At 35.6% G+C, this 23,389-nt stretch carries 19 protein-coding genes and 2 pseudogenes; 11 read left to right on the top strand and 10 right to left on the bottom strand.

Features of this window, described 5'->3' with window-relative positions:
* Positions 1-52: 52 nt before the first annotated feature.
* The gene (locus tag AC0VXV_RS17895) at positions 53-1,672 is read right to left on the bottom strand and encodes a peptide ABC transporter substrate-binding protein (RefSeq protein WP_475529525.1); all 1,620 of its coding nucleotides are present in this window, start codon (positions 1,670-1,672) and stop codon (positions 53-55) included.
* Between the two features lie 353 nt (positions 1,673-2,025).
* On the opposite strand from AC0VXV_RS17895, the gene AC0VXV_RS17890 reads away from it, so the two are divergent.
* Together AC0VXV_RS17890 and AC0VXV_RS17885 are read left to right on the top strand one after the other, a co-directional pair.
* Positions 2,026-2,583, top strand: a complete 558-nt coding sequence (locus AC0VXV_RS17890; protein ID WP_475529524.1) for a thioredoxin family protein — start codon at positions 2,026-2,028, stop codon at positions 2,581-2,583.
* 175 nt (positions 2,584-2,758) lie between these two features.
* Positions 2,759-3,685, top strand: coding sequence for a diacylglycerol kinase (locus AC0VXV_RS17885; protein ID WP_475529523.1), 927 nt, complete (start codon positions 2,759-2,761; stop codon positions 3,683-3,685).
* Between the two features lie 208 nt (positions 3,686-3,893).
* On the opposite strand, the gene AC0VXV_RS17880 is transcribed toward AC0VXV_RS17885, so the two are convergent.
* A complete protein-coding gene (locus AC0VXV_RS17880; protein WP_475529522.1) occupies positions 3,894-5,579 on the bottom strand; it encodes a methyl-accepting chemotaxis protein in 1,686 nt (561 codons plus the stop codon).
* Between the two features lie 189 nt (positions 5,580-5,768).
* Here AC0VXV_RS17880 and rlmD point away from each other — a divergent pair, with 189 nt between their 5' ends.
* Positions 5,769-7,142 carry a 23S rRNA (uracil(1939)-C(5))-methyltransferase RlmD gene (gene rlmD / locus AC0VXV_RS17875; RefSeq protein WP_475529521.1) on the top strand — a complete coding sequence of 458 codons (1,374 nt, stop codon included), beginning with the start codon at positions 5,769-5,771 and terminating at the stop codon, positions 7,140-7,142.
* Positions 7,143-7,170: 28 nt separating this feature from the next.
* On the opposite strand, the gene AC0VXV_RS17870 is transcribed toward rlmD, so the two are convergent.
* Positions 7,171-8,040, bottom strand: coding sequence for a recombinase family protein (locus tag AC0VXV_RS17870; protein ID WP_475531492.1), 870 nt, complete (start codon positions 8,038-8,040; stop codon positions 7,171-7,173).
* 123 nt (positions 8,041-8,163) lie between these two features.
* On the opposite strand from AC0VXV_RS17870, the gene AC0VXV_RS17865 reads away from it, so the two are divergent.
* Positions 8,164-8,511 carry an MBL fold metallo-hydrolase gene (locus AC0VXV_RS17865; protein ID WP_475529520.1) on the top strand — a complete coding sequence of 116 codons (348 nt, stop codon included), beginning with the start codon at positions 8,164-8,166 and terminating at the stop codon, positions 8,509-8,511.
* A 197-nt stretch (positions 8,512-8,708) separates the two neighbouring features.
* On the opposite strand, the gene AC0VXV_RS17860 is transcribed toward AC0VXV_RS17865, so the two are convergent.
* Complete coding sequence (locus AC0VXV_RS17860) at positions 8,709-9,293, bottom strand: TetR/AcrR family transcriptional regulator (RefSeq protein ID WP_475529519.1); 585 nt, start codon at positions 9,291-9,293, stop codon at positions 8,709-8,711.
* 532 nt (positions 9,294-9,825) lie between these two features.
* Here AC0VXV_RS17860 and AC0VXV_RS17855 point away from each other — a divergent pair.
* Both AC0VXV_RS17855 and tnpA read left to right on the top strand, forming a co-directional pair.
* Positions 9,826-10,557, top strand: coding sequence for a glucose 1-dehydrogenase (locus tag AC0VXV_RS17855; RefSeq protein WP_475529518.1), 732 nt, complete (start codon positions 9,826-9,828; stop codon positions 10,555-10,557).
* Positions 10,558-11,624: 1,067 nt separating this feature from the next.
* Positions 11,625-12,098: an IS200/IS605 family transposase gene (tnpA, locus tag AC0VXV_RS17850; RefSeq protein ID WP_475529517.1), complete on the top strand. Its 474-nt coding sequence runs from the start codon at positions 11,625-11,627 to the stop codon at positions 12,096-12,098.
* Between the two features lie 206 nt (positions 12,099-12,304).
* On the opposite strand, the pseudogene AC0VXV_RS17845 reads toward tnpA, so the two are convergent.
* Positions 12,305-12,724 (bottom strand): annotated as a pseudogene (locus AC0VXV_RS17845) (C39 family peptidase); the annotation flags it as partial.
* A 605-nt stretch (positions 12,725-13,329) separates the two neighbouring features.
* On the opposite strand from AC0VXV_RS17845, the pseudogene AC0VXV_RS17840 reads away from it, so the two are divergent.
* Positions 13,330-13,498 (top strand): annotated as a pseudogene (locus tag AC0VXV_RS17840) (SDR family oxidoreductase); the annotation flags it as partial.
* A 298-nt stretch (positions 13,499-13,796) separates the two neighbouring features.
* Positions 13,797-16,055 carry a S9 family peptidase gene (locus AC0VXV_RS17835; protein WP_475529516.1) on the top strand — a complete coding sequence of 753 codons (2,259 nt, stop codon included), beginning with the start codon at positions 13,797-13,799 and terminating at the stop codon, positions 16,053-16,055.
* 86 nt (positions 16,056-16,141) lie between these two features.
* Here AC0VXV_RS17835 and AC0VXV_RS17830 read toward each other — a convergent pair whose 3' ends face one another.
* From AC0VXV_RS17830 to AC0VXV_RS17820, 3 genes are all read right to left on the bottom strand, one after another.
* Positions 16,142-16,858: a ferredoxin--NADP reductase gene (locus AC0VXV_RS17830; protein WP_475529515.1), complete on the bottom strand. Its 717-nt coding sequence runs from the start codon at positions 16,856-16,858 to the stop codon at positions 16,142-16,144.
* A 161-nt stretch (positions 16,859-17,019) separates the two neighbouring features.
* Complete coding sequence (locus AC0VXV_RS17825; RefSeq protein WP_475529514.1) at positions 17,020-17,448, bottom strand: MarR family winged helix-turn-helix transcriptional regulator; 429 nt, start codon at positions 17,446-17,448, stop codon at positions 17,020-17,022.
* A gap of 140 nt (positions 17,449-17,588) precedes the next feature.
* Complete coding sequence (locus AC0VXV_RS17820) at positions 17,589-18,218, bottom strand: nitroreductase family protein (protein WP_475529513.1); 630 nt, start codon at positions 18,216-18,218, stop codon at positions 17,589-17,591.
* Between the two features lie 270 nt (positions 18,219-18,488).
* Between AC0VXV_RS17820 and AC0VXV_RS17815 the strand changes: the two genes are divergently transcribed.
* Positions 18,489-19,058, top strand: coding sequence for a CotY/CotZ family spore coat protein (locus tag AC0VXV_RS17815; RefSeq protein WP_475529512.1), 570 nt, complete (start codon positions 18,489-18,491; stop codon positions 19,056-19,058).
* 55 nt (positions 19,059-19,113) lie between these two features.
* Here AC0VXV_RS17815 and AC0VXV_RS17810 read toward each other — a convergent pair whose 3' ends face one another.
* The gene (locus AC0VXV_RS17810) at positions 19,114-19,479 is read right to left on the bottom strand and encodes a dehydrogenase (protein ID WP_475529511.1); all 366 of its coding nucleotides are present in this window, start codon (positions 19,477-19,479) and stop codon (positions 19,114-19,116) included.
* Between the two features lie 12 nt (positions 19,480-19,491).
* Positions 19,492-20,679: a ParM/StbA family protein gene (locus AC0VXV_RS17805; RefSeq protein ID WP_475529510.1), complete on the bottom strand. Its 1,188-nt coding sequence runs from the start codon at positions 20,677-20,679 to the stop codon at positions 19,492-19,494.
* A 156-nt stretch (positions 20,680-20,835) separates the two neighbouring features.
* Between AC0VXV_RS17805 and AC0VXV_RS17800 the strand changes: the two genes are divergently transcribed.
* Together AC0VXV_RS17800 and AC0VXV_RS17795 are read left to right on the top strand one after the other, a co-directional pair.
* Positions 20,836-21,594, top strand: coding sequence for a CsxC family protein (locus AC0VXV_RS17800; RefSeq protein WP_475529509.1), 759 nt, complete (start codon positions 20,836-20,838; stop codon positions 21,592-21,594).
* 123 nt (positions 21,595-21,717) lie between these two features.
* Complete coding sequence (locus tag AC0VXV_RS17795) at positions 21,718-23,373, top strand: hypothetical protein (protein WP_475529508.1); 1,656 nt, start codon at positions 21,718-21,720, stop codon at positions 23,371-23,373.
* The last annotated feature ends 16 nt before the right edge of the window (positions 23,374-23,389 follow it).

Here is a 23,389-nt window from a genome sequence, read left to right as displayed (position 1 = left end):
GATTTTTGTAATTATTTCGACCATCGCAGGAGTAAATGCTAACTAGTTAAAATTACTTCACTTTAACGTATTTAAGGTTAATGTTACCTAAAGCATCTGGTACCATATTGGCTACTTCATCAGATACAACGTTTAAGTTAGTGTTGTAGTAAATAGGTGCTACTGGCATCTCTTCCATAATTACCGCTTCAGCAGCCATTAATTTTTCCGTACGTTTTGCCGGATCTGTTTCAGAGATTGACTCATTCAATAATGCAGTGTATTCATCGTTTGACCAACCAGTTTGGTTATTGCCGTTTTCAGCAGAGTTATACATTTCCAGGAATGTGTACGCATCATTGTAGTCAGCGCCCCAACCAAGACGACCAATTTGGTAATCGCCATTGCCGATTTTATCTAAGTATACTTGCCACTCAGAGTTATCAAGTTTAACAGTAATACCTAAATTCGATGACCAGCCTTGTTGAATGAATTGTGCGATTGCAGAGTGAGCTTCAGAAGTGTTGTATGAAACTTTTACTTCTAAATCTTTAGCGCTAGCTAAGCCTAATTCTTTCAGACCAGCCTCTAAATATTTCTTCGCTTCTTCGAAATCAGCATCTTTGAAGTATCCTTCATCATCGCCGAAGCCTTCTACAGAGTTTGGCACGATACCTAATGCAGGTTCTTGTTCACCTTTTACTACATTACTGATTAAGCCTTCACGGTCGATTGCCAATGCTAATGCTTTACGAATGTTTTCGTTTTGCATTACTGGATCTTCTGTATTGAACTTGTACCAGTAAATTGATGACATATCAGAAACGTTTAATTTATCTTCTGATTTTAAGCGGTCGATTGCATCAAGAGAAATTGTCCCGTAAGGAGCTCCTAGGAAATCGATTTCCCCAGCGTCAAACATTGTCATTTGAGTTGTTTCAGACTCAACCATTGCAATGTTTACTGTATCGATATCTACGTTTTCTGTATCCCAGTAAGTATCGCTTTTCTCTAGAACGATATCGCCTGAATGGTTCCAAGTAGTTAAGTTGAATGCACCGTTCGATACATATGTATCTGCTTCTGTGTACCATTTTGGATCCGCTTCAGCTGTTGCTTTATGGATTGGGTAGAACGTTTTGAATGCTGTTAATTCCAAGAAATATGGAGTGGGAGCGTTTAACGTTACTTCTAATGTTTTTTCATCGATTACGTTAATTGCCACATCTTCAGCAGTACCTTCACCGTTGTTGTATGCCTCTGCTCCTTTAATAGGGTAAAGGATTGTAGAATATTCAGACGCATTTTCAGGGTTTAATGCCCATTTCCAAGCGTAAGCGAAATCTTCAGCCGTTACTTTTTCACCATTTGACCATTGTGCGTCACGTATAGTGAAAGTGTAAGTTAAAAGATCATCAGATACTTTGTAATCTTCAGCGGCAGCTAGAACTGGCTCGCCATCAACCATTGTTGTTAAACCTTCGAATGTACTTTCTAAAATTGCACCAGAAGTTGTATCTGAAGCTAATTGTGGATGTAATGAAGGCGGCTCCGAAGTGATTAGTAAATCTAATTCTTTTTCACCATCTCCAGATGATGTAGATTTTGTTTCTTCTCCACCACCACAAGCTGCAAGTAATGCAGATAATGAAAGTGCTGTAGCAGTCAATGCGACCTTTTTATTGCTTTTCATAAATAACCCCTCCTAGAAAATCATGTAAATTAAATTTTCTGATAATTTTTTGATGCGTTATTTTAATATATCAGAATATTTATGAGAAATATATACTATATTAAAAATTTTTTATAGATACTAATAAGTAAAACAATTAAGAAAATTTTTAATTATTTAACTATAATGTAATATTATTTCAAGGTAATGTTAAGTTGTTTTTATATTCTTGAAAGTAATAAAAATTGCTGTTTTATGTAACTTGTTTTGAAAATTTAGAATTGTATTATTGTGTAACGATTTTGACATATAAAACTTTCTTTTTTTCTTTAAAACGTGCAAAATAGAAGAGAGAAATGAGAGGTGGTATATATATGAAAACTGAACAACAATATTTTGAAGAGAGCACATCAATGAAGGAATATATGGACGCAATGTCTCAACTGAAAGAACAAAGCTTTGAGATTTATGAGAGCTTTGAACTTCCGGAAGAAGCAGCTTTTATTGAAAAGCTGAAAAATGCGAATGTCCATGTTTTAGCGATCACGGAAGACTGGTGCGGTGATGCGATGATTAACAATCCAATCATCCGTAAAGTAGCGGAAGCGGCAGATGTGGAAATTCGTACGGCATTACGTGATGCGGATACAGATTTGATCGACCGTTATTTAACAAATGGCGGACGAGCTATTCCAATGTATTTAGTTTTAAATGAAGCCGGGGAAGTAATTACTACATGGGGACCACGTGCACCGCAATTACAGCAGCTTGTAACTGATTTACGTGCGACTTTACCGGATAAGGAAGATCCGTCATTTGAAGAAGCACAAAAAGCGGTATACGAAAATATGCGCGGACAATATGTAAACGATTCAAAGCTGTGGGGCTACGTATATGAAGATTTTAAAAATAAAGTAAGCGCAGCGATATAATTTTACTTAACCTGTTACTTTTATGAGTTCTTACTATATAATATAGTAGGAACTTTTTTCTATTTTAAGCGTATTATTGAAGAGAATGTCCCGAATACTATTGTTGCTTTTCTAAAACATACAGCAGTATACTTTGGACAGGATGAAAAATATAATTAATCAGGATGAGATCAATATGAAAAGAGCGAGAATTATATATAACCCAACTTCGGGTCGTGAAGCATTTAAGAGGCATCTTCCAGAAGTATTGGAGAAACTCGAAATAGCCGGATACGAAACTTCATGCCATGCAACGACAGGCGAAGGTGATGCAACAAAAGCTGCTATCGAAGCCGTAAGACGCGAATTTGATGTCGTAATTGCGGTAGGCGGTGACGGTACGTTAAATGAGGTAGTCGCAGGTATTAGTCAATGCGAAAAACGTCCGAAGCTTGGTTTAATTCCAATGGGGACAACAAATGACTTTGCACGGGCTGTTCGTATTCCTCGAAATGTCGAGGAAGCGCTGAACATTATTGTTGCAGGGGATACGATACCTGTGGATGTCGGCATTTTGAATGAAGACCGCTACTTTATTAACATTGCTGCAGGCGGGCGAATCACTGAGCTGACATACGAAGTCCCGAGCAGAATGAAAACGGTACTTGGACAAATGGCGTATTATTTGAAGGCGATTGAAATGATTCCTTCCATTAAAGCGACACATATGAAAATTCAAATGGATGATGAAGAGTTTGATGGAAAAGCGATGATGTTTTTGTGTGGTTTAACAAATTCAGTAGGCGGCTTTGAAAAAATAGCACCCGATGCATCGATTAATGACGGGCTGTTTACGGTTATGATCTTAAAGGAATGCAATATTGCAGATTTCATACGAATTGCTTCACTGGCATTACGTGGCGAGCATTTATCCGACGAACGTGTCGTTTACCGGAAAGCTAGCCGTGTTGTTGTATCATCTGATCAGGAAGTTCATTTAAACCTGGACGGGGAATACGGCGGCGATGCACCAGCTGTTTTCCAAAATTTAAAACGGCATATTGAAGTATTCGTGCCAATCGGTAAAATTCGTGAAATTGAAACGGATGAAGAAGTAATTTAACTAAAGCTTGCAAGGGTAGTGGAATACCCTTGTGAGTTTTTTGTTTTTGGAGGGAGAGTTTGGGGCAGGGGAGCGAGCAACCCCCTGTAGAAAGCTTCTTTTCTAATAAACGGAAAATTGTTCTAATATCCCACCAGAAACTTTTAAAAAACCCCCACTTCAACAAGCGAAAACCGTTAAAGTGAAGGTGATTTAAAAACAATTCATTCTATAATATAAATTTATCCATGCTTTGTTGAAGTTGTTTTGCCTGATTAGCTAAACGTTTAGATAGCTCTTCCATTTCAACGACAATTTCAGTTTGAAGTTGAGTCGCATTAGCTACTTGCTCTACATCCATCATCGTTTTTTCTGTACCTTGCGAAATTTCGATGACTGAAGCGGCAACTTCTTCTGAGCTTGCTGAAATTTGCTGTGATGTAGCAGAAATATGTTCTACACGCTCCGTTATATTGTAAATATTGTCGGTAATCGTATGGAATGACTGACCGGCACGGTCGATGACAACAACGCCATCAGTTGCACACTTGAGACTGTTTTCCACCGCTTCGCCAACATTTTGGGAATTGTGCTGAATCGTTTCGGTTAAATGCACAATTTCATTTGCAGACTTTTTGGATTGCTCCGCGAGTTTGCGAACTTCATCTGCAACAACAGCAAAACCTTTCCCATGTTCACCAGCTCTAGCCGCTTCAATGGCAGCATTCAAGGCAAGCAGATTAGTCTGGTCTGCGATATCTGTAATAGCTTTCGTTATTGTACTGATTTGTCCCGATTGTTCGATTAAGATATTGGAAAGGTTGGAAATCGATTGAGTCGATTCATGTACTGTTTCCATTTGATGCATCGCTTCATCAATAATTTTTACCCCATCATTAGCAAACTGCGTTAATGTGACTGCACCACTATGCAGGTCCTGTGTTGCTCGTGCAATCGAATTAATTCCCTGTGCCGTCTCATCTACAGCAAACGCACTTTCGCTTGCACCAATTGTCATCGTTGAGGCTGTCTGTGCAGTATGCTCGATCAGTTCATTAATATGAGCCGTTTCAGATGAAATGGTTTTACTATTTTTCATAAGTGCATCTGCTGAATTCCCAAGCTGATTTGCGTTTTGCTGAATGCTTATTAACAATTCCTCAAAATTATGCTGCAATGAAATGAAAGCATTCGACAGCCTGCCGAATTCATCTTTTGTGTGAACCGGTTTATGCGAAACTTTAATATTCCCGCCAGCCATTTGATCCAGATCTTTTGTGATTGACTGGAGACGCTGTGTAATGCCGTATTTTGTGTAAATCATGTAGAAAGCAATAACAATAAGCGCAATAATAATGAATATAATCGACAAAATTGTAGAAAGTGAAATCATTTCTTTCGTATTTTTCACAATTTTATCAAGTTCATTATTTTCGACTTGCTCCACTTTTTCCGCCAGCTCGCTTGTGAAATTACTCGTATATGTATAATCACCATTCACCACTGAAAGCGCTCCTGAAATATCACGTGTCTGTACCGATGAAATCACTTTATCCATTTGTTCAGCAATGATTTCGGACTGGTCTTTTAAATTGCTGATAATCGGTGCTGCTTCTGCCAATATGTTCTGGCCCTGCACATCTTCAATTAATTGAACGAGGCTTGTTGTATGGCTGTTTAGTAAATCCAAGTTATTTTGAGAAGGGTCTACTACATAGGCATGTGCATAAATCCCTTGGGATAATATGTGCTGCTGAATATCATTAATACGCATAACCTGTGCCATCTGTACATCAACTGCTTTGGAAACTTCATCACCAATACGGAAAAACTGAACGGTTGCAAATCCGATTGAAAGTAGAAGAATCATCCCGATTAAAATAAAGCCTATATTAAGTTTTTTGCGAACTGACATGTTTTTTCTTCTCCTTGAAATTAATAGAATTATTAGAGCTATAAGGTAAATTATATAGGTAATACATACTGAATACTAGAACAAAAGTAATAATTCTAAATAGTCAGAGCTGTGGTAGAAAGTATAATAAGTGCAAAATATATGGGGCGTGGTACAATAAAGTGATTGAAATGAGAGGAAGAAATGAACATGTCTGCACCAATTAAAAAAAATGATCGTCAAACAGTTTATATAGAAGATTTAACACATGATGGCAATGGCGTTGCAAAAATTGATAGCTATCCATTATTTATACAAGGGGCACTTCCTGGAGAAACCGCCGAAATTCATGTAATGAAAACATTAAAGAATTATGGCTTTGCAAAAGTAGTAAATATACTGGAAAAATCGCCTGATCGTGTAGAAGCGCCATGTATCTATTTCTCGCAATGTGGGGGATGCCAATTACAGCATCTTTCGTATGAGGGACAATTAAAATGGAAGCAAAATATGGTCGCAAATGTGATGAAGCGTCTTGGAAAAATCGATGCACCTGTCCTTCCGGTAAAAGGAATGGAAGAGCCTTGGCATTACCGCAACAAATCACAAATACCTTTCGCGCAAAACGAAGCGGGGCAGATGGTGGCAGGCTTCTATAAAACGAAGTCACACTCAATCGTTGATATGGAACGCTGTTTAATTCAAACAGGGGAAGCCGATGTGGTCATGGCAGACTTGAAACGTGAATTAGAGATTTTAGGTGTGCGTCCATATGATGAAAAATCCCATCAAGGCATGCTGCGTCACGTTGTCGTTCGTAAAGGGCGTGCAACAGGCGAAGTGATGGTCGTACTTGTAACAAAGTCTAAGAAATTCCCGCAGGCTAGCGCGGCAATCGAAAAAATTCGAGCGCTTATTCCTAATGTGATCTCCATTGTGCAAAATGTTAATGGCGAGAAAACAAATGTAATTTTCGGCAATGATACATTCACGCTTTGGGGCAAGGATACAATTGAAGATACAATCGGCAATGTTCGCTTTGAAATTTCGGCGCGCTCGTTTTATCAAGTCAACCCTGTTCAAACAGAAGTCCTTTATAAGCAGGCACTCGATTATGCACAGCTGACAGGCAATGAACGCGTAATCGACGCATACTGCGGTATCGGATCCATTTCACTGTTTTTGGCCCAAAAGGCTGGTCATGTAATGGGTGTTGAAATTGTCGAGCAGGCAATCGAGGATGCAAAACGCAATGCTGCACTAAACGGCTTTACAAACACATATTTCGAAGCAGGTCCGGCAGAGGAAGTCATTCCCCGCTGGTACAAAGAAGGTAAAGAGGCAGATGTATTAGTAGTCGATCCACCGCGTAAAGGCTGTGATGAAGCGTTACTGAATACAATCATCGAGCAAAAACCGAAGCGTGTAGTGTACGTATCATGCAACCCTGCAACTCTTGCACGCGACCTCCGCATTTTAGAAGATGGCGGCTATAAAACGCAGGAAGTTCAGCCGGTCGATATGTTCCCGCACACGACGCATGTAGAGTGTGTCTCGCAACTCATTTTAAAAGAAGGCAACTGATTAGTTCTAGTTGCCTTAATATCAGCTTTTAAGCTGTTTGTAATGGATTCACGAAGGCATATTGAATATGAATAGTGCCGTCGTGAATACAAGTAATTCTTTTGACTAATGAATGAAGGACTTGTGAAGTTAGTTCTTGTAAAGAAATTACGTCTTTTAATTTTTCGCTAATATGAATAGCGTAATTTTCATTTTCACATTCATTCAATAGTTCATCATGTTGACTCTGTTTTAGTTGAAGTTCGTTAATTTTCCGATCAGTTAATTCACGTGCTTCAACTAATTCTTCTTTGGAGATGACATTTTCGGTAAACAAATCGAGATATTTTAACTTTTTTTGTTTTAGATCATCAATTTCAGTTTGGATGTGTTCAAGGTCTTTCTGAATTTGATGTTTTTTAGTTTCAAGTCTTTTTAATAAACTACTTATAAACTTTTCATCTTTTACTGTTTCGTACAACGGTTTTAAATCATCCATAATAATTTGTTCCAATGCCTTTTCTCGAACGATGGTTTTGTTAGTACAAAATACATTACCATGTCGCAGGTTACCGCCACATCTATAGCCCTTTTGATTCTTTTTATACCACATGCCTTTTTTACAATCTTCACAGTAAAGCATGTTTGTAAAAAGATTTTTTTGTGGAGCAGTACCTGATTTTGTGCGTTGTCGTAACAAATCCTGTACTTTATCGAATATTTCTTTTTCAATAATTGCCTCATGAGTGTTTTCAATAATTATTTGATTTTCTTCACCTATTTCCCGTCTTTGTGAAGAAGTAACTGAAATCATTTCAGAGCGACCTTGCACGAGATCTCCAGTGTAATGTCTGTTCGTAAGAATCACTTTAATCGTTGAACCGTGCCATTGTTTTGAAGCATTTGATTTCTTGGCAATTTTTGCAGGTGTAGGTAGTCGTTCTGTTGTACGATAATTTTCTTAATATATCGAGCTAATGTTTCATCAGTTAATATTTTAGCAAACTGTCTTAAGTAATTGCTCTAAGAGTTATGTAGTTAATTGGTTGTAATCTATATTTCCCTCGCTAGATTGAAGCTTGTTCAAAATGCGAAAAAGATTATGGTAAGTAAAGAAGAATGGCATGGTACATTAGATGATCCGAATCATTATATTAAAAAAGAATGGCATGGCATAAATTTAGAAACCTTTGAATTCATTGAAACGGGAGTTGGACCTAAAAAGCGTTCATTTGATTTATTCGGTGATGGCTCTATTATATTTGTGCATACGCCAGGCCACTCTGTTGGATTAGCAGCTACGATAAGTCAAAATAACGGTCAATTTGTTTTACTAACAAGCGATGTAGGATACGCAACAAAATCTTGGGAGCGTCTCCTTGTGAAGTAGTGGCGTGGTTGGAGCTAGTTTAGTTAACGCGAACTTTATACAGCAGAATAAATCGAAAAGCCTTATCAGTCAGTTTTTATACTGTATTGATAAGGCTTTTTTTATGCAATATTCATAATTGTATCTGCATCAGTGTGTCTATACCTGGGACTATATGGTAAAATGTTCGATTATATCCTCCAAGTAATACTTATTCACTATTTCAATCTACTTTGTTGTCCTTTATAAGTAATTATTTTCATTAACTCCCCTGCCATATGTTTCGGGGAGTAGTTATAATCATTCTCTATCCAGTGATAAATAAATCCGAAAGCTCCATAAGCAAAAAAATATCCATTTGCCTGAATATCTATACTCGTTTCAGAAGGATAATCTACAATTAAATCTTCCTTAAAAAAGTTTAATAATTTCGATGTGAATTTATCTTGTATGATAGGTTTTAATTCCTCATTAAGAATAATTCTATAGAAATCACGGTGATTATAAACATGTTCTAACCACATTAAAGTGCTAGGATTCGTTTCATCTATTGCTAAATTAGGCTTAATATCAAAGGGTTTTTTTACCTCTAACAGCAATTTTTCTAATTTTTCTTCTATGATGGAACAAACAAAATCATTTTTCGAACTATAATTTGAGTAAAAAGCTGCTCTTGAATAATTAGCTTTCTCTACTATTTCTAATATGGATATTTCTGAGAAACTCTTATTTTGAATTAATTGTAAAAAAGCATCTTCAAAAGCGGCTCTAGACCTCATTCCCCTTTTGTCCTTTAACATCATTAACTGCCTCCAATTATTTCCATCAAAATTCTCAAATTAAATTTAATGTATGTAATCAACATATCACAAATTTTAAAGTACTTACACTTAATATATTTATAATTAAATTATTTTTTTACCAAAATCTCGTACGACCTAATTGACTATATAAACATTTACCATCATTTGTTGCGAAATATTCATTATAATTAGACATTTGAAGTAAAATGTCTAATAGTGTACATTTCACCTTTTTTGTAAATTGTTGATTTCAATTTTTAATAGTAAAATTTAGTTATAAAGCTATATCAGAGTTGTATTATTTTTGACACAATCTTTTTACCCGTCTGTTTATGAAGAAAAATACAGATACTCGAACAGCGTAATAAGAATTTTTTACTGTTACTTTTTATTGGGCATCTATAAAAGTGTTTCACTAATTGTTCATTAGCTTTCCGTAATCTCATTACAGAAAATTCAGCGTAATAAATTGTGTCGAATTATATTAATACGACATTAGCGAGATTTTATATAAATCTAAAGGAGTGTTAATATGGAGAAATTAAATGGTAAAGTTGCAATAATTACAGGTGGTGCTAATGGACAAGGTGCTTCCCATGCTCGTTTATTTGTTGAAGAAGGTGCAAAAGTAGTTATTACAGATTTAAATGTTGAAGCTGGAGAGACATTAGCTAAAGAACTTGGCGATAATGCGATGTTTATTAAGCATGATGTTTCAAGTGAATCTGATTGGCAAGAAGTAGTAAGTAAAACAGAAACTACTTTTGGTAACATTGATATTTTAGTAAATAATGCTGGTATTTCCGTTCCGGGTGCTATTGAAACACTATCTACTGAAAGTTATCAAAAGACTATAAATGTTAACCAATTCTCTATGTTCTTAGGGATGAGAAGTGTACTACCTTCAATGAAAAAGACAAAAGGTGGTTCAATCATTAACATTTCATCACTTGGTGGACTAGCAGGTTTACCAAATTGTGTATCATACGTTGCTTCAAAATTTGCGGTAACTGGAATGACTAAAGTAGCGGCTTTAGAATTTGCGGAGTACGGAATTCGAGTAAATTCTGTTCACCCCGGTGTTATTCGTACACCAATGAGTGAAAAAGGAGACACTAAATACTTTGAGGAAATTATTCCGTTAAAACGATCAGGAGAACCTGAAGAAGTTTCAAACTTAGTTTTATTCCTTGCATCTGATGCTTCTAGTTATTGTACTGGGTCTGAGTTTACAATCGATGGCGGAACAATGGCAAAAATCTAAGACGAATATAGAGATCGTAATTTAATATTATTTTCTTATTAACTATAATTTTCGAAGCCATCTTTCCCGAATTGCGGATTGATGGCTTTGTTATTTATTTTGCAAAATATTTCATTAATCAACGTTTATACCTTTACTATATGCCTCTGAACTTTTATGTTGGAGGTCACAGCAGATTTACAAAAATAAGACTTCCATTAACATTAGTGAGATTTTGATTTATATTTTAAAACCTAATTTAGATGCTACATGCATTATTCTTTGCAATTTATTTTTCTACTGAAAAATATGACCCGACTTTCATTGGCTATTCGTGGGATAATCAAAATCCTCGTATCTAGCTTGAGCCAATTGGTACAAGGGGATATATATAACTGCTTCCCATTAAAAAGCATGGGCGGTAATTGAATATTGTGACTCATTCATAAGGTAGTAGAAGACTATACAAAAAATCTTATATTACTATAAGCATGCTAATTTGGCTAAAAATAGTCATGAATATGTTAATAATTATTATAGGAATTACGACAAAAAAGGGGGCGATTTTTTATTTTGATATCCTTGAAAAATCGGATGAATTATATGACGGTTGTTTGAAATTGAATGTTGATATAACAGGTGCTATATGATATGGAAATCGAGGATTTGACATATATGTTGATCCGAATAATTACTATTCTATTATAAGGTAAAGTTATCATTTTGAAGAAAAACAATCTCAACGATTAGTAGATAAATATTAGCTGATATGAAAATCTTAAATTAAATATCATACTAATTAGTATACTTTATTCGTTGAAAGTAAAAGGTGAAATTACTGCATCTATTAATTTAAATGTCCACGCTCAGCACTCATGGCATTGTGAAGCAGTTGCTTGGTTGGAGTTAGTATAATAACTTATGAAGAACGGATTCCGATTTTGGAATTCGTTTTTTCTTATGGAAACGAAAACCCCCTGCTATGCGGGGGGTTCTAAAAAGCTTTTAGCTATGGACAAAAAAAATACTCCAGTCGTACAATAAAATCAGGTCTGGTCAACCGATTACGTACGAAAGGAGCTCCAATATTGGATAATAAAAGTTTAGCACATACAACATGGAATTGTAAGTATCACATTGTGTTTGCGCCAAAATACAGAAGAAGAATAATCTACGGAAAAATAAAAGCGGACATCGGTAAAATATTACGTCAACTGTGTGAAAGAAAAGGCGTAGAAATCATTGAAGCTACAGCTTGTCCTGATCATATACATATGTTAGTGAGTATTCCACCGAAGCTTAGTGTATCTGCGTTTGTAGGGTATCTCAAAGGGAAAAGCAGTTTAATGATATTCGATCGACATGCAAATTTGAAATATAAATATGGAAACCGAAAATTTTGGTGTCGAGGATATTATGTGGATACAGTAGGGCGAAACCGAAAAGTCATTCAGGAATATATAAAAAATCAATTGCAGGAAGATATCCTAGAGGATCAAATGACGATGAAAGAATTCATTGACCCATTCACAGGGGAAGAATTAAATCGAAGAAAAAAATAAGTACACCGCTTTAGCGGTAGTCGGAAAAGTAGTGCGGTTGGCAGACCTTTCAGAGCGTCTTTAGACGTGGGCCAGTACCCCAGCGTTTCACGCGCAGAGAAAACCACCAGTTCAACTGGTGGTTTTTATTTTTTTTAACATTGTACATCCGCATTTTTCTGACGAGACCCCAAATAGAGAGTTTGAAAATTTCTTCGTTATTGTTCTTAATGCTGTGTGACATCTACAGCTATGTAAGTATTGCTATAAATAAGCATGTGGATTCTCTTTATATTCCACAATTTCTGAAATTCCTTAATTGGAACTTTTCGATTATATTTTTTATTGTCATCATCATAATTCACCAGATGACCTAAAGATTCTGAAAGATAAATATACTCTTCGTCGTAGCCTACAACGGGGACAAAATGCAAATTATTACGTTCCTTCTGAACTTTAATAAAAACAATTACAGGTGTTCCTTTACTAACTTCGTACTTTAATGTATGTATATTCCCTTTATAGTAATTAGTTTCAAAACCTTTTTCCTGTAATATTTTACGAATTCCCTTTGGATATACATTCCCTGCTCTCGTTTTACATGGGAAATGTGTATATAGGGATTCTCCCTTAGCTTCTATACCAAAATGACGTAATAGTTACGCTGTTGAAAATGCTGCACATTCCGAGTTTTTTTGAAAATCTATTCGATTTTTTTGTTGAATAAGATATTTAGGTGGATAATCTCTTTTGCGGAAAATAGGTATGGGTAATGTCATTAAATACGCATTAATACTAATTGATATAACAGTCCATAAAATAACGGTTCTAATAATAAACATATTGCCTCCTATATTACTTAATATTCATATGAAGATGATAATTAGTAACCATAATTAACCATTTAGGCGGTTGTTTGAAGTATAACATTCCAAACCCTCGTTTGGTAACATTTTTATTGTATAACGTTGAAAATCCATATAAATATGACGCTACCCTTTATACAACTATCAGGCGCGATTGTTGCAAAAGCTTCCCTTTTCTTATTTCACTTATTTCACTGCCATGAAAAGTTAAATAAAATAAATAGGCTCGTTCCATTGAAGTAGGAATCGAGCCAAAATAATAAAACCCACCAGCACCCATGTGTTGCCACATACACTCCGCACATTGTGAAGCGGTTGCGTGGCTTGAACTAACCTTCTGCTTTTACTTTTAACTGCACTAATAAAGTGTCACTAGTTGTTGCATTGGCGAAAATTGGGAAGAAGTAGGGAAAGAATTTGTTAAACCAAACCCAATGCGCCGCTTCGGTAAACCAGAAGAAGTTGGCTACTTAGTCATTCTTGCTTTCAAACCATGCAGACTTCATCAATGGTGTTGTAGTACCGATTGATGGCGGTCAATCATATAAATATTAATTGTAAATTTACAGGTATCAAATATTCAATTCCATCCTTTTTAGTTTGAAATGCGGTGGATTAGCGTGGTGGCTATGCACAGTGCAAAGGGTATTGGAGAAACACTTTAATACTTGCTGGCGGTTTTCGAGTGAGTAAATCAATATATACGTTTGTGCTACAACGAAGTTTCAAAAATATGTATTGTTTTGGAATTTAAATTCTAAATATGTAAAAATATTGAATAATTTGAAATGTATGTTACATAAATAATTCTGTGAGTTATTATTAAATTTATATTAATCAAGGAGGGAATATTGTGAAAAAAACTTTTTTATCTGTTATGTTAACGATATCATTATTAGTCTCGTTACCATTATCGGCTTTTGCAAACAATTCAACTACTGAGTTAGCAGCAAGTCAGGAGTCACGGGTAACCATTGACACTTTTCTTGAAGAAGCTGTTACAGCTTTAACATTTCAGCATGCGTCAGACTATATGAGAGCAGAAGTCATTGGAAATTGGCTTGGTGATTATGAGTTCGAAAATACAAGCAATTATATTACTGAAAATCAGGCTGCACTTATTTTAGTAAAAGCACTTGGTGCAGAAACAAATGAGGAAACGCTGGATGATTATAGAAAAACAGCTGAAAAACTAGGCTTATTTAAAGGTATTTCGGATTTACAGCCGATTACAAAAGCAAAGATTTACAAAATGTTTAGTAATGTAAAAGACTATCAGAACAAAGATATTGATAACACAGGGGTACAGGAAATATCAGTCGAAGATTTTATGCGAAATCCTGGTAGTTTAGGTTATCAATTGTCTCCAGATGGCCAATACATCGCTTACGCTGCAGAATGGCAAAGTCGATTAAATGTTTTTATAAAGAATATGGATGATGAAAGCGATCCTGTGCGAGTAACAAGTACAACTGACCGAGATATTGCGGGGCTATTCTGGAAAGATAATAATATGTATTATTTAAAGGATAATGGGGGAGACGAAAATTATCATATTTACTCGTCTACATTTAACGGTGCAGAAGAAAAAGATTTAACGCCGTACCCGAATGTAGTCGTACTTCCTATCGATTATTTGAAAGATGTTGAAGATGAAATTTTAATCATGATGAACAAAGAAGATGCAACGGTATTTGATGTTTATAAATTGAACGTAAAGACCGGTGCAACGAAGTTAGTAGCAAAAAATCCAGGGAATATTTTAAGCTGGATTCCCGATAGCAATGGGCAAATTCGAATGGCTGTAGCATCCGACGGTGTAGTAGGCGCTGTTTTATATCGTGAAACAGAAGAAGAGGAGTTTCAGCCTTTTATCTCAATTGATGCTGGTGAAACAGTTTCACCACTAGGATTTTCTCAAGACAATCAATTTATTTATGCCATATCTGATAAAGGTAGAGATAAAGCGGCACTAGTAAAATATGATTTAGAGGGCAAAGAAGAAGTCGTCTTCTCAAATCCACTTGTAGATATTTCAGGTGCGCTTTACAGCTCAACAAAAGATCAACTTCTTTACGCTGCGTATATCACAGATAAAGTTCACTATAATTTCTTTGATAGCGAGTTTGAAAATCTTTTCAATAAAATGAAAGACCAACTTGGTGTAAGTGCAAGTGAATTTGGGATTAACGATTACAATAAGGAAATGACGAAATTTATAGTAAGTGTTTCAAGTGATACTGTGTATGGTAAGTATTATTATTATAACGCTGAAACAGAAACAATGACATTATTAGCAGAGTTAGGCTCATGGCTGGAGGCTGGTAATTTAGCGGAGATGCGTTCTATTTCCTATGAAGCAAGAGACGGTCTAATAATCCATGGGTATTTAACATTGCCAAAAAATAAAACAGCTGAAAATTTACCGTTAGTTGTCATTCCGCATGGCGGTCCATGGGCTCGTGATATGTGGGGCTTTAATAATGAAGTACAGTTATTAGCTAATCAAGGCTATGCAGTTCTTCAAGTGAACTTTAGATCATCCACAGGGTACGGTAAAGAATTCCTTGAAGCGGGCAACAAACAATGGGGATTAAAAATTCAGGATGATATTACAGATGGGGTTCAATGGGCAATCGATTTGGGCATTGCTGATGCAGAAAAAATCGGTATTTACGGTGCTTCCTTTGGGGGGTATGCAACTTTGGCAGGTATAGCATTCACACCAGACTTATATGCAGCAGCAGTTGATTATGTAGGGGTTTCAAACATCTTCACATTACTGGAAACAATTCCTCCATATTGGGAAACACAACGAAATATGTTCTATGAGCGTGTAGGCCACCCGGAAAAGGATAAAGAACTGTTAAAAGCTGCTTCACCGGTATTCCATGTCGATAAAATTAAAACACCTTTATTTGTAGCACAAGGAGCGAATGATCCGCGTGTGAATAAGCAAGAATCAGACCAAATCGTACAGGCACTTAAAAATAGAGGTGTGGAAGTTGAGTATATGGTAAAAGACAATGAAGGACACGGCTTTGCAAATGAAGAAAACCGAATTGAATTTTATAATGCATTGGTAGACTTTTTCGCGGAATATTTAAAGTAAACTATAAAAGACCTATAGAATATTAAAAACGGGGCTATCCGACAAGTGGTATAACTTTTTAGGATAGCCCCGTTTCATATAATCACTTAAATTGTAGATTCCACCGGGAAGAAATTAGGTAATTGTCGTTCGCGTTTATCAAGGACAATTTGTTCCGGTTTAATACCTTGTTCACGCAACACGTCAATGTTTTGCAAAATAAACTCATCGCTGCCGACAACATAAAATAGACCGTCCTGATCTGCAGCAAGCTTTTTCACTTCTTCATAGTAATCTTTTCGATTATCGACATACTGTGATGTGAAATTTTTATCAGGTGCAGATTCAAAAACATCAGTAAATAAGTAGTCTTTTGTTGTATCGATAGTAAGAGAATGAATGCGGTTGATGTTATCGGGGCGTTCCAAATAAGTAAGTACAAGCGGTCTGAACGTTGCAAGACCTACACCGGAAGATAGTAAGTAAATATTTTTATCATCTCTTTTCAGCGGTACATTAGAATGGATTTTAAATAGTGCAACTTTATCGCCGACTTCCAGATTTCTTAAAATCGATTTAAACTCAGAGCACAGTTCTCTTATACGAGTTGTAATCCCGACAGATTGCTCATTTGGTAATGTGGAGATTGACATATGACGAACTAAGCTTTTGTTAGGTTGATCACCAGCATTGAAACCTTCTAATGCAAGATGGGTATGCGCACCTTCTTCCCAAGTGAAGCCTTCAGGAAGATCTAGTAAAAACGTTTTGACTTCTGGTGTTTCTTCAATAATTTTATTTATTTTCGTCCAGTATATTTGCATAATACATTCTCCTTAAGTAATGATTATTTTCTTTATAGATATAGTATAACACAGATGATAAACATTCTCATTTAAAAGTATTCGTAATGTTGGAAACGAAAAAGAAGAACGATATCCTGAATGGGGGAAATCGTCCTTCTTTCTTTATTATTATGCAACGATTAAAGATTCTCTACATTATTATTTAAGCGTGTAAGAAATTGCTTAAGTTGCTGTAATTCACTATCCGAAAAATCCTCATAGAGATCATTCAGAAACTGATCTTTAAACATTGTGCAACCTTCAAGTAATGCTCGTCCTTTATCGGAAATCGTTACAAGTACTTCACGGTTATTTTTTTCATTGCGTTTGCGTTCGACATATTGCTGTTCTTCAAGCAGCTTTAAATGGCGTGTAATTGCCGCTTGGTCGATAGCTAAGGATTGCTGCAGGACCTTTTGTGTAACGCTTCCTTTTTTAATTAAAGAAACTAAAATTTCGTATCTCGTCAAACTGACTTCTGTTCTTTTTTCAAAAATTTGCGTTACATGACGGTCTAATTTTTTTAACATCATAATCATCTGTTTTTTATCATCCAAACAAACTTCCATACTAACCCTCCTTACATCGATTACTCTTCGTTCTAGGTATCACTATATGGTAGCATTTCCGTTAATACGGATAAAGCATAATAAATTTCAAACTATATGATATGAATTACACCTGTCAGGTAAAGGAACCTGTAAAACCATTAGCTAGAGAAACGAATAATTTGTTCGAATGGTAAACGTGATGAATTACGTGCTGGCATAGCAGCCTTTCCGATAGCAATTAAAATCATAGGCACCTCATTTGCAGGCAGTTCATATTTTTTAGCGAATGCAGCTTTATCAAAGCCACCCATTATTACTGTATCATAACCCATATCCTTCGCTAAAAGTACTATTTGCATAGAAATTAAACCTGAATCTAAATGTGCAATATTACTGCGTTCAGCATCAGAAAAACTGCTATACGCCGTTTCGGAATTGGAAATCATCATATCAGCAATCTCGCGTGGCATATAGCCCAACTCAACATTTAAATCGTTAATTTGCTTAGCGTTTTTATACATTTCAATATCGCCGATTACCGCAATAATTGCTGATGATGTTTCGATTTGCTCCTGATTAAATCCGGCAATGCGCAACTCTTTCTTCTGCTCAGCATCGTCAATAACAAGGAAGCGCCAAGGTTGCAGGTTACTTGATGAAGGAGCTGATGTTGCCTGCTGTAAAATATGTTGGATTGTCTCGCGTGGAATCGCAACACCTGGTTCATATTTACGTACCGATTTACGTTCTTCCATTAATTTTTCTAAAGCTGATTTTTGTTGTAACATATTTTTCACCCTTCTTTGTTAAAATTGGAATAGGTTTTTATTTTAGTTGATAAGTCAACAATTGACAAGTCATATGTTTGTGAGCTAATGTTTATTGGAAAACTCCTAGTATAAGAGTAGGAAGCAAATTGTTGTGGGTATATAGAAAGAGTTGAATTCTGCGCGGCACTACATGTTAAATTTACCTTCAATAGGCTAAGTGTTTAAACACAACACTTTACCGGCCCATAAGATAAAAAGAATAATTAATATTTATGGGGAGTGAAAGGCATGTATAACCATGAAAAAGAGAGTAGTTATAATCAGGAGTATTTTCCAAATTTCAAAGAAGAAGGGCATGGCAAAGGTAATTGTAACTGCCATAAAGGCAAAGAGGATGGCGCTTGTGTCGAAGAAATTCTTGAAGCAATTTTAAAAGCGCAAAGAAAAGTTGAGAAAGATCATGACAAGAAATGTTCTTCATGCGACGAATCGTTTGAAAGACGGTTAGAAGAGAAAGAGCCTAAGAAATTTAATAAAAATACTATCCCTATTATTCTGTATTGCGGTTGTGAACCATTTAAAGGTGAAGGCGTAACTACTCTTCAGTCAGGATTCAAAGATAAAAAATTCGTATGTATTACTAGTTTTATTTTCAAGATCAGGGATTTAAAAGGGAATTGCGCTGAATTAGAACTTTTAACATTTAAACCAAGAAGAGATCGTTGTGATAAGTTCAAGAGTCCTTGTGAGCAAATCAACCATCAATATTTTGATGATTTAATGAAAACAGGGATTTGCATCACTGTTGATTTATCCTGTTTTTGTGGTGTTACTACATTGCCGGCTGTACGATTATAAAAACATTAAAGTCCTAATAATAGGTGAACTCTGCCCTAAAGTTCACCTATACACTTTATCCTCCAAAAACATCTAGAATATCATCAACTTCTTTTAGATCTACCTCTGCTGATTTTAGCTGGGCCTTTTTGTTTGGAACATTCACATATACGTTATCTGCTTGATGTCCCTGCAACATTTGTTTGATTTCGATTAGTTCCATTAAAATATTATCGTTTAGCTGCCTTTTTTTAGTTGGATGAAAATATTCTGTAAGAGCAGATAATAATAAATGAATGAGGGTCTGATTTTCCGTATGGTATGCGATTTGATCAAAAATTTCTGTTGAAACCTCATGTGACTCCCCGCTTTTAACATCGATAAAATGTGATGGGACTGTTAGTGCTGTTTGATTGGAGTAATCTGTATATAATTTAGACATTTCCATCATCCTTTAATTTCTCACAGAGATGAGGTTTTCGTTTTTTTGTTCTGTTTTGAGCTGCTTCATTTTCGCAAGAATCATCAGACCATGAACATTTAATTTCTCCATGTTTTCGGGGAATGTCAATTGAATTGGACGTCCTCTATCAGCCCAACGAATAGCAACCTCCTGAATTTGCTTCTGTGCTAGTTTGGCAGCACCTCCGACTGCGATATACCGCGTAGCTCCCTTGATTTCACTAGAACTGCTTCTGATCCGATCAAAATATTCCAAGTATTTGATGGCCAGTGATTTTAATTGTGGAACAATATATTTACTTATATCTTTTCTAACACCTGCAAAAGGCTCCACATACCATTCTGATTGTCCGGCAGCCAATTTTTCCTCTAATTCTGCACGAGAATCAAATTTATATAATTCATTTTTACTGACCTTTTGAATAATATTATCGAGGAATTGATTAATGCCAAATGTTTCTCCTTCTACAGAAGCAACTGGTTTATTATTCTTAATTCCGACAAAATCAACAGAATCTCCTCCTAAATCCCCGATAATAATCCCTTTCTGTGAATCCCTAACTAGCTCATCGTCTTTGATTCCCAGTGTCTCTTGATCTCGTGTTAATCCAAGGTAAGCACAGGCACCTTCCGCTCCGATAATGACATCTTCTACATATAATTTAACTGTTATTTCTTTCGGTTCAATAACACCTGGTACCTTATGGAAAATCACGGTATGTGTCCCTGACAACCGTTGTCTAAACTTATCTTTCATTTCCTTATATTGAGTAGTTGGCAGTGATACCGCTAATTGATCAATGTGATAGTGTATTTCGGTTTCCTCAGGATTTACGCAGGTAGCATGAAATGCAGCTAAACCAAATAAGAGAATATAAGTGCGATCTTCCTCGACCTTTTGGTTATTGAATCCGGTTAAGCTTACATCACGTTTTTTAGTGGCTGCCTTGCCAATATAGAATATTTCCCTTTTATCGATGATGGCATGACTTTTGAGTTCAACAACCAGATTTTCTTCAAATTTGATATCTCCCTCATCATAAGGCTTTTCATGGAACTCCTCATCGTATAAAGAGATTGCATTTGGAATCTGATAATCCCGATAATATCCATCATCAGATGATAAAGCTTTATACCAGCTATTCCCGCAATCTACCGCAAGAAGGTTTTTCCCTTCCATATTTCACTCACCTCTCATTTTTAATTGTATGCAGAATAATAGCCCACACGTGCCTGTACTTTTTAATTTCATGCTAAATATCACAATAGGTATTCGCCCAGAGGGTGGGCATTTAGCCCGCATATGATGCACTAGTTGATATTTAGGAGGGGCAAGATGTACGAAGATAAAAAAAGTGATGTATGTAACTTCCCGTCAAATTTAAATGAGTGTGATAATAAACCTCATAAACCCCATGCAAGTATTGGGAAAATATATACAAAAGTTCCGGTAGTATTAGCTGAACTCACGGTACAAGTAAATTTAGACGCATGTATTAAATTTCCTAAGCCTGTCTTGGAAATAAAAGATGTAAAAAAACAGATTAAAATAGTACAATGCAGATTGCTTCTGCCAACAAATAAATTATTTTTAAAAGGGTTCGTGCGAAAAAATATTCAATATGCGAGCCCAATGACAGAACCCGATTGTAATATAAAAACGATTTCTTCCAGTATAAATTCCTTAACGATTGATGTCCCTTTTAGTTGCGTAACAGAAATCAAACACTACTTGAGAAAACCAGTTCAACCTGCAACTAACAAACGGAGTGAGTTTGATTTCTTGATTTCGGAATCTTTGCCAAGCGGTTTTCCGGAAAAAGATGAATTTCTATCAAGCGATCTTTCTCAATTTCATCAAAATTCCACTCAATATTACAATGAATTGCCATTTTGTGAGTTAGTTTCAAGCAATATTATTGAGTGGGATGAAGCAATCGATCGATCTGAATTGTCAAAGGATGCTCCTATTGGTGAAGGGGTTTTTACACAAGTCGAAGAAAAAATGGTTGTTGATATTACGCTAAAAGTACTTCAGAATCAACAAATTCGTGTATCTTCAACGACAAATGATGATTGTGATGACTATTGTTAAGTATTTTATAAGAGAAATTTATAAAAAATGACTGGTGAATAATAATAGAGTGAAAAGGAATCTTTAGCTTTTCGTAAGGAGGGGAAAGGAGGGGGTGTTTGTAAGCATTCCTTCCATGAAGCGATGAACAATTTCCGGAATCCATATGTAGACCCCGACTCATTTCAAGGTAAAGTTTATGATTATTATAGAAATCCAACTAACCCAATTCACTTTTCTATAGAGAATCAAGGAGGATTCGAACAGAAGGAAAATCAGCAAAGCCGAAAAAAAAATGATTATGACAAAACAAAAAAACATTCACTCTATATAAGTAGTCAATTTGGAAAAATAAACGATTCAAAACCAGTTATGTTTTCACCACCAAAGGTTGATTCGATAGAAAAGCCTTTGAATGAAAATACTACAGATGAGTTATCAGTTAATATTGCTCCAGGGAAAAACTCAAATATTGAGAAAAAGGACAGGAAAGAAGTAGTTTCTAATTTAATTAAGGAATTCTCTCTTATGCTTGAAGATGCGACTTCTATACAGGAAGGGTTTACACCACTTCCAGAAAGCGAATTTAATAACGATAACGAGATCTTATTAAGTTCGAATGAAAGTACATCCACAGATGAAAATAACTTAGGTGAAGAATATACCCATGATCCGGATTATAAAAATGTTAATGAAAATCACGGTACTTTGGATGATAAATTCTTGACCATGTTTTCAGAGAGCGGTGAATTAAAGAAAGAGAAGCCAAACAGTGACATGAATGAAGCAGATATAGATTTGTTGAATGAAAATACGGACACTTTGGATGACAAATTTATTACAATGTTTTTAGAAAGAGAAGAGTTGCAAAAAGAGGAGCAAGATAGTAACACGAATGAAGCAGTTATTGAAGCGTTGGAGAAAAGGACAGACACGATGGTAGATAAATTCTTCACAATGCTTTCGGAAAACGATGAGTTGGATGAAGAAAAGCAAGATATGAACAAGACTGAAGCCGATATTGATGAGATGGATGAAAATACGGACACTTTGAAAGATAAATACTTCACAATTCTTTCCGAAAGCGATAAATTCCAGGAAGAAGTACATGACAGTTTATTTACAAACTTAAAGTATAAAAAATCTGATAAAGTAGAGGGTTTAGGCAAAGGTAGGCATCCGACATGTCAAAGAAAAACTGCCTTCGAAAAGAAAAGAAAGTATTGTATTCAAAAAAACACTCATTTTACCGATGTTATCGATAAGAAAACAACAACAACTGTCAAGATGCCGGTATTGCTGACTGAATTAGAAACAGATGTAGATATTGTTGAATCAACTGATTTGTTAATGCCACTTGATAATATATTGAAAGTTGAATGGTCCGTTCAATCGCTTGACTGTAAAGTTATATTACCTTCAAAGAAAGTTCTTCTAAAAGGTGAATTCATCGCAGAAATTGAATTTGGAAATAAAGAACTGGAAAATGAAATCAAATCATTGAAAATCATTATTCCATGGAAAAAGACAGAAAATATTCACTGGCTATCCGTACCTGATATTCCTTATAGTAACCAAAAAGAATTTATGTTCCAATCTCAACAGGAACATAATTCCAATTATCACTATGAAGCTTATCAAAAATTTGCAGAACCTATTCAAAGTCAATTAAAGCAAGTTCATTTTGTATGGCATCAGGAATTAAATACAAAGGAAAAACAACTTCAAGTTAATGGGGTTGCGCAATTGTCTATTCATATCATGCAGGACCAATTTATTATACTGGAGTGCTACTCGTAATAATCATAGAGTAGCA

The sequence above is a fragment of the Solibacillus sp. iso_87 genome (assembly GCF_056173085.1).
This window is presented reverse-complemented; position numbering and strand designations above follow the sequence as displayed.

Excerpts from the sequence above, each read along its gene's own strand:
- rlmD (WP_475529521.1), top strand. The coding sequence starts at position 5,769 with ATGTCTGCACCAATTAAAAAAAATGATCGTCAAACAGTTTATATAGAA.
- AC0VXV_RS17895 (WP_475529525.1), bottom strand. The coding sequence starts at position 1,672 with ATGAAAAGCAATAAAAAGGTCGCATTGACTGCTACAGCACTTTCATTA.
- AC0VXV_RS17795 (WP_475529508.1), top strand. The coding sequence starts at position 21,718 with ATGAACAATTTCCGGAATCCATATGTAGACCCCGACTCATTTCAAGGT.
- AC0VXV_RS17800 (WP_475529509.1), top strand. The coding sequence starts at position 20,836 with ATGTACGAAGATAAAAAAAGTGATGTATGTAACTTCCCGTCAAATTTA.
- AC0VXV_RS17810 (WP_475529511.1), bottom strand. The coding sequence starts at position 19,479 with ATGTCTAAATTATATACAGATTACTCCAATCAAACAGCACTAACAGTC.
- AC0VXV_RS17860 (WP_475529519.1), bottom strand. The coding sequence starts at position 9,293 with ATGATGTTAAAGGACAAAAGGGGAATGAGGTCTAGAGCCGCTTTTGAA.
- AC0VXV_RS17815 (WP_475529512.1), top strand. The coding sequence starts at position 18,489 with ATGTATAACCATGAAAAAGAGAGTAGTTATAATCAGGAGTATTTTCCA.
- AC0VXV_RS17830 (WP_475529515.1), bottom strand. The coding sequence starts at position 16,858 with ATGCAAATATACTGGACGAAAATAAATAAAATTATTGAAGAAACACCA.
- AC0VXV_RS17880 (WP_475529522.1), bottom strand. The coding sequence starts at position 5,579 with ATGTCAGTTCGCAAAAAACTTAATATAGGCTTTATTTTAATCGGGATG.
- AC0VXV_RS17885 (WP_475529523.1), top strand. The coding sequence starts at position 2,759 with ATGAAAAGAGCGAGAATTATATATAACCCAACTTCGGGTCGTGAAGCA.
- AC0VXV_RS17855 (WP_475529518.1), top strand. The coding sequence starts at position 9,826 with ATGGAGAAATTAAATGGTAAAGTTGCAATAATTACAGGTGGTGCTAAT.
- AC0VXV_RS17825 (WP_475529514.1), bottom strand. The coding sequence starts at position 17,448 with ATGGAAGTTTGTTTGGATGATAAAAAACAGATGATTATGATGTTAAAA.
- AC0VXV_RS17820 (WP_475529513.1), bottom strand. The coding sequence starts at position 18,218 with ATGTTACAACAAAAATCAGCTTTAGAAAAATTAATGGAAGAACGTAAA.
- AC0VXV_RS17890 (WP_475529524.1), top strand. The coding sequence starts at position 2,026 with ATGAAAACTGAACAACAATATTTTGAAGAGAGCACATCAATGAAGGAA.
- AC0VXV_RS17805 (WP_475529510.1), bottom strand. The coding sequence starts at position 20,679 with ATGGAAGGGAAAAACCTTCTTGCGGTAGATTGCGGGAATAGCTGGTAT.